The organism is Pseudomonas sp. AC229 (genome assembly GCF_979254655.1).
The window spans coordinates 1-6,208 of sequence record NZ_CEEDHK010000024.1 but is presented as its reverse complement, the minus strand read 5'-3'; the positions used below and the strand labels follow the sequence as shown (position 1 = coordinate 6,208).

Genomic DNA, 6,208 nt, shown 5'->3' with positions numbered 1-6,208 from the left:
TAGATCCCGAATCGTCGGACCGCCGCGTGCGCGAGGATGACGGTGGACTTGAATAAGACCTCCGTCATTCCCGCGAAAGCGGGAATCCAGGCTCGTTCAGTTATCGCCGCTCGACGAAAAACCCTAGATCCCGAATCGGCGGACCGACGCGTGCGCGCGGATGACGGTGAGTTTGAATAAGACCTCCGTCATTCCCGCGAAGGCGGGAATCCAGGCTCGTTCAGTTATCGCCGCTCGACGAAAAACCCTAGATCCCGAATCGTCGGACCGCCGCGTGCGCGAGGATGACGGTGGACTTGAATAAGACCTCCGTCATTCCCGCGAAGGCGGGAATCCAGGCTCGTTCAGGTATCGCCGCTCGACGGAAAACTCTGGATCCAGCCTCGCCCAGTTATCACCGATCCGCAGGCAAATCACTCGCCCGAGGAACCTCAGGCGCCACCGCTTTCCCCTTATCCCCCTTCCCTCTCCCCATCCGCGCCGACGCACTTTCCACCAGCAAATAAAACATCGGAATCATAAACGTCGCCAGCAGCGTCGCCGCCAACATGCCGCCAATCACCCCGGTGCCGATGGAGTGGCGACTCGCCGACCCCGCCCCCGTGCTGATGGCCAACGGTACACAGCCGAGAATAAACGCCAGCGAGGTCATGACGATGGGCCGGAAGCGCAGCTTGGCCGCCTCCAGCGCCGAGTCGTAAATGCTCATGCCTTGGCTGCGGCACAGTACGGCGAATTCGACGATAAGGATGGCGTTTTTCGCCGCCAAACCAATCAGTGTCACCAAACCGACCTGGAAGTACACGTCGTTCTGAATGCCGCGCAGCCATACCGCCAGAATGGCGCCGAACACTGCGAACGGCACCGCCGTGACCACGGCCAGCGGCAAGGTCCAGCGTTCGTATTGGGCGGCAAGAATCAGGAACACCATCACCAGCCCGAACAGAAACGCAGTGCTGCCAGAGCCCTGCGAAGCCAGTTCCTGATACGCCTGGCCGATCCAGCCGATGGTGTAGTCGCTGCCCAACGTGGCATCGGCTACTTCCTGCATCGCTTGCAGCGCTTGCCCCGAGCTGTAGCCGGGCGCCGGTCCGCCGAGAACTTTCGCAGCCGGGTACACGTTGAACCGCGCATAACTGTCGGGGCCGAGAATGCGCCGTACGCTGACCAATGAGGACAGCGGAATCAGCTCTGACGTGGCGGTCGAGCGCACGTACACCTGGCTCAGGTCTTCGGGCTTGCGCCGGAACTCCGCCTCCGCCTGCAAGCTCACCTGCCAGGTGCGGCCGTAGAGGTTGAAGTCGTTGACGTAGTAGCTGCCGAAGGTGGTTTGCATGGCGGTGAATACATCGTTGATCGCCACGCCCAAGGCCCGCGCTTTGATGCGGTCAAGGTCGATGTAGTACTGCGGCACGTCGGCGTTGAACGTGGTGTTCACGCCCGCCAGCTCGGGCCGCTTGGCGGCTTCGGCCATGAATTTGTGAACGGTCTCAGCCAGTTTTTCACTGCTACCGCCACTGCGGTCCTGGATGTACGCCTCGAAGCCGCCGGTGGTGCTCATGCCGGTGATGGGCGGCGGGTTGAAGGTCATGACCATGGCGTCTTTTTGCGAGGCGCCCATGCCCATGAACGCGCCGGGCAGGTTGCGCGCGTCCAGCTCCTCGGTGGTGCGCTCGCTCCAGTCTTTCAGCGGCACGAACGACACCCCGGCGTTGCTGCGCGTGCCGAAGGTGAGCACGTCGAAACCGGCGAAGGTCACCACGTCTTGCACGGCCGGGTGTTTCATCAGTTGCTGGGTCACGTCGCCGGTCACTTTCTCGGTGCGCGTCAGCGAGGCGGCGGCCGGCAGGAAGTAGGCGTTGATCACGTAGCCCTGGTCTTCATCCGGCACCAGCGACCCCGGCACGCGGCCGAACAACACCACCATCAAGGCGATCATGCCGCCGAACAACAGCAAGCCGATTATCGAGCGCTTGAGAAAGAACACCACGCCCCGGCTGTAGCCATTCGTGGCGCGTTCAAAGAAGGTGTTGAACCAGCGGAACGGCGCTGCTGGCTCGTGGTGCCCGGGCTTGAGTAACAAGGCGCACAGCGCCGGCGACAGCGTCAGCGCCACCAGGCCGGACACCGCCACCGACACGGCAATGGTGATGGCGAACTGCGAATACATCTGCCCCGCCAGCCCGCCGAGAAAGCCCACCGGAATGAACACCGCGCACAGCACCAGCACAATGGCGACGATCGGCCCGGTCACTTCTTCCATCGCTTTGATCGCCGCCTCGCGCGGCGGCAATTTTTCGGTGCGCATCACCCGCTCGACGTTTTCCAGCACCACAATCGCATCGTCCACCACGATGCCGATGGCCAGCACCAGGCCGAACAGGGTCAGCAAGTTGATCGAGAAACCGAGCATATACATGCCGGCAAACGTGCCGATCAGCGACACCGGAATGGCCAGCACCGGAATCAGCGTGGCGCGCCAGTTCTGCAGGAAAATAAACACCACCAGCACCACCAACACCAACGCCTCGAAGAACGTGTGAATCACCTCTTCAATGGAAACGGTCACGAACTTGGTGGTGTCGTAGGGGATTTTGTAGGTGATGCCCGAAGGGAAGCGCTTGGCTAGGCGTTCCATGGTCTGGTTCACCAGCTTGGCGGTATCCAACGCGTTGGCGCCCGGCTGCAGGTAGATACCGAAGGCGGCGTTTTGCTGACCGTTCAGGGTCGTTACCAGCGAATAGTCCTGCGCGCCCAACTCCACTCTCGCCACATCTTTAAGCAGCAAGCTGGCGCCGGTGGCGTCGGTGCGCAGAATGATGTTCTCGAACTCTTTCGGGTCGGCAAAACGGCCCTGAGTCGTCACCGTATAGGTGAAGTCTTGCTCTTGGGTCAGCGGCTGTTTGCCAAAGCTGCCGGCGGCGAATTGCGAGTTCTGCTCCTGAATGGCATTCACCACGTCGGTGGGCGTGAGGTTGTACTGCGCCAGCTTGTCCGGGCGCAGCCAGATGCGCATGGAGTAATCCTTGGAGCCAAACTGACTGGCATCACCCACGCCTTTCAGGCGTTTGAGTTCATCGATCACGTTGATCAGCGCGTAGTTGCTGATAAAGATCGGATCGCGGGAACCGTCCGGCGAATACAGGGTGATTACTTGCAGGATGTCGGAGGATTTCTTCTCCACCTTCACCCCTTGGCGACGCACTTCTTCCGGCAGTTTCGCCAGCGCCGCCTGCACTTTGTTGTTGACGTTGATGGTCGCCTGGTCCGGGTCGGTGCCGACCTGGAAGTACACGTTCAGGCTCATCGCACCGCTGCTGTCGGAGTTCGAGAGCTGGTAAATCATGTTCTCGACGCCGTTGATCTCCTGCTCCAGCGGCGCCGCCACGGTTTCAGCGATCACCTGCGAACTGGCGCCGGGGTAACTGGCGGTGACGGCCACCTGCGGCGGCAGAATTTCCGGGTACTGGGAAATGGGCAGCGAGCGCATGGCCGCCAGCCCGGCGAGCACGATAACCACGGAAATGACCGTGGCGAAAATCGGCCGATCAATAAAGAAGCGAGAGATCACGGCGACGCTCCTTTATGATTTTTTCGCAGGTTGTTCGGCTTCAGCCTTCGCCTCAGTGGCTTTGACCGGCGACTCCGGGCGCACCTTGAGAATGCCTTCGACAATCACCTTGTCGCCCACACTTACCCCCGACTCGATCACCCACCGCCCCTCCGACGTCGGCCCGGTGGCAACCTGGCGAGCATGGGCGACACCCTGGTCATCGACCACATACACAAACGTGCCCTTCGGCCCTTGCAGCAAGGCACGCTCCGGCACCGTAACGGCGTTGGGGCGCGTAAGGCCCTTGATCACCACGCGCATAAATTGGCCGGGCAGCAATTTCTGGTCGGGGTTGGGCACCACGGCGCGGGCACTGACGGTGCCGGTGCCGCTGCTGACGAAGCTGTCGGTGAAGTCGACGCGGCCCTCGATGGGGTAACTGCTGCCATCGCCAAACTTCAACTGGGCGAATAATTTGCCGTCAGCCGGCATCGCCAATTTGCCGCTTTGTACGCCCTCGCGCAGGCGCTCGGCCTCGGTGTCGGGGTAGGCGAAGTTGACGTACAGCGGGTCGAGTTGCGTGAGTTGAGTCAGCAGGCTGGCATTGGCATCGGAGGCCACCACCAGGCTGCCTTCGGACACCGTCTGTTTACTGGTGATGCCGGAAATGGGGGCGACCACCGTGGTGTAGTCGAGGTCGATTTGCCGCGACTCCACCTCGGCCTTCGACGCCTCGACGTTGGCCTTGCTCTGCTCGAAATTGGACACCGCGTTATCCAGCTCGCTTTCGCTGGCGAAGCCCTTCTTTTGCAGCTCGCGAATGCGCTTGAGGTCGCGCTCGGTCTGGCGATAACGCGCCTGCGCTTGCGCCAGTGCGCCTTGAGCGCGCATCAGCGCCGCTTGATACGGCCGAGGGTCGATGCGAAACAGCACCTGACCGGCTTTCACCTTGCTGCCTTCGTCGTAGGTCCGTTGCTGCAAAATGCCGCTCACCTGCGCGCGCACCTGCACCTCGCGGTAACCGGCGGTGCGACCGGAATACTCCAGCACTAGCGGAAAGGTTTCGGCTTTGGCCACTTCCACGGTCACTTCCGGCGGTGGCGGGGCGGCCGCTGCTGGCGCGTCGGCGGCCAGACTGTTCGCACTGAACAGGCTCAGCGCAATCAAAACAACTGAAGAAAAGGCGTACGGCATAGCGGTCTCCATGACCCAGGCGCATCAGAAAGTTAGCTATCCAGAGCCGGCCGATACATACAAGTGTGTTTGTAAAACCTGACAGGCATTACACTCACGCCCTACGCCCCGCTCTAACTGAACAAGAGCCTAGACAGAAATAGCCCAACCGCCATGCGCCGAACCAAAGAAGAAGCAGAGAAAACCCGCAGCGCCATTTTGTTGGCCGCCGAGATGTTGTTTCTGCAAAAAGGCGTGGGCCACACCACCCTGGATCAAATCGCCAAAACCGCCGAAGTAACGCGCGGCGCGGTGTACTGGCACTTTGAAAACAAAGCCCATTTGTTCCACGAAATGCTCGACCAGGTTCGCCTGCCGCCGGAGCAAATGGCCGAACTGCTATCGGCCGACAACGGCCGCGAACCACTGCAAAGCCTGCGCGACATCTGCGTGGACGCGCTCATCGACCTGGCCCACGACGAGCAGCGGCGGCGGATCATGACCATCCTGCTGTTTCGCTGCGAATTCACCGACGAGCTACGCGAAGCCGAAGACCGGCACAACGCCTTCGTTCGGCAATTTATCGACGTGTGCGAAACCGTATTCCAGCGCGCCGCCGATAAAGGCCATCTGCATCCCGCCATGACCCCACGCATGGCCGCATTGAATTTGCACGGGCTGGTGATCGGCCTGTTCAGCGACTACCTGCGCGACCCCGACCTGTACCGCCCCGATGAACAGGCGGCGCCGATGGTCGACACCCTGTTCCGCGGCCTGGCCCGTCAATGGCCGCTGAGCAACTAAGCTAGAAAAACCCGCCGGCAGGAGTGCTGACCATGCGCTTTTTATTCACCCTTTCGCTGCTGCTGCTTTCGACGCTCGCACACGCCGAGTTCGCTGAGGCACCGACGCCGCAATCCGACGGTTATGGCGTGTTGATCATCTCGCGCGAACGCCTGGAAGTCGGCAGCCCGTGTGACATCGGCCTGTACCTGCAAGACCAGCTTGCAGCGCGGCTTTGGCAGGGCCAATCGGTGGCCTTTAACCTGCCGCCGGGCGCCATCTCTGTGAGGCTTGGCTTGCTCGGGCCGGGTGTTTGCTCACCGGGTATCAGCCAGGCCACCAGCATTTTGGTCGACCTGGTACCGGGCGAGATTCGCCGGTATCGCATTGCATTGAATACCACTGGGTTGTATTTGCTGCAGGCGCCGGCGTTGAATCAGTGAGTACTCGTCATCCTCAGTACCTCAATCGAGGCTAAAGCCTCTCCTACAGAAACTCGGTCCCTGTAGGAGAGGCTTTAGCCTCGAGGTTTTGATCTTGATCTGCCTGTGATCTATTGCTTTTGATCTGGCTTGTGATCCACCCCGCCCCGTTCATCGCAGGCCGAGTGGAGTCGCCGTGTAGGGGGTTGAGCGGCCGGGAGCCGCGAAAGGCGTGTCGGGCCAAGGATGGCCCGTCTCGCCGTGCCCCCGGAGCGGC

Annotated in this window: 4 protein-coding genes; 2 read left to right on the top strand and 2 right to left on the bottom strand. The window is 61.2% G+C overall.

What is annotated here, in order from left to right; genetic code table 11:
- Nucleotides 1-394: 394 nt before the first annotated feature.
- Both AC0IW7_RS23955 and AC0IW7_RS23950 read right to left on the bottom strand, forming a co-directional pair.
- A complete protein-coding gene (locus AC0IW7_RS23955) occupies nt 395-3,571 on the bottom strand; it encodes an efflux RND transporter permease subunit (protein WP_471821276.1) in 3,177 nt (1,058 codons plus the stop codon).
- 12 nt (nt 3,572-3,583) lie between these two features.
- Nucleotides 3,584-4,747 carry an efflux RND transporter periplasmic adaptor subunit gene (locus AC0IW7_RS23950; RefSeq protein ID WP_471821274.1) on the bottom strand — a complete coding sequence of 388 codons (1,164 nt, stop codon included), beginning with the start codon at nt 4,745-4,747 and terminating at the stop codon, nt 3,584-3,586.
- 153 nt (nt 4,748-4,900) lie between these two features.
- Here AC0IW7_RS23950 and AC0IW7_RS23945 point away from each other — a divergent pair, with 153 nt between their 5' ends.
- Nucleotides 4,901-5,530 (top strand): TetR family transcriptional regulator, encoded by a 630-nt coding sequence (locus tag AC0IW7_RS23945; RefSeq protein WP_471821273.1) that lies wholly within the window; start codon nt 4,901-4,903, stop codon nt 5,528-5,530.
- A gap of 32 nt (nt 5,531-5,562) precedes the next feature.
- Nucleotides 5,563-5,952 carry a hypothetical protein gene (locus tag AC0IW7_RS23940; protein WP_471821272.1) on the top strand — a complete coding sequence of 130 codons (390 nt, stop codon included), beginning with the start codon at nt 5,563-5,565 and terminating at the stop codon, nt 5,950-5,952.
- The last annotated feature ends 256 nt before the right edge of the window (nt 5,953-6,208 follow it).

What these genes read in the sequence shown, in the direction of transcription:
- AC0IW7_RS23950 (WP_471821274.1), bottom strand. Translation starts at nt 4,747, where the DNA reads ATGCCGTACGCCTTTTCTTCAGTTGTTTTGATTGCGCTGAGCCTGTTC.
- AC0IW7_RS23945 (WP_471821273.1), top strand. Translation starts at nt 4,901, where the DNA reads ATGCGCCGAACCAAAGAAGAAGCAGAGAAAACCCGCAGCGCCATTTTG.
- AC0IW7_RS23940 (WP_471821272.1), top strand. Translation starts at nt 5,563, where the DNA reads ATGCGCTTTTTATTCACCCTTTCGCTGCTGCTGCTTTCGACGCTCGCA.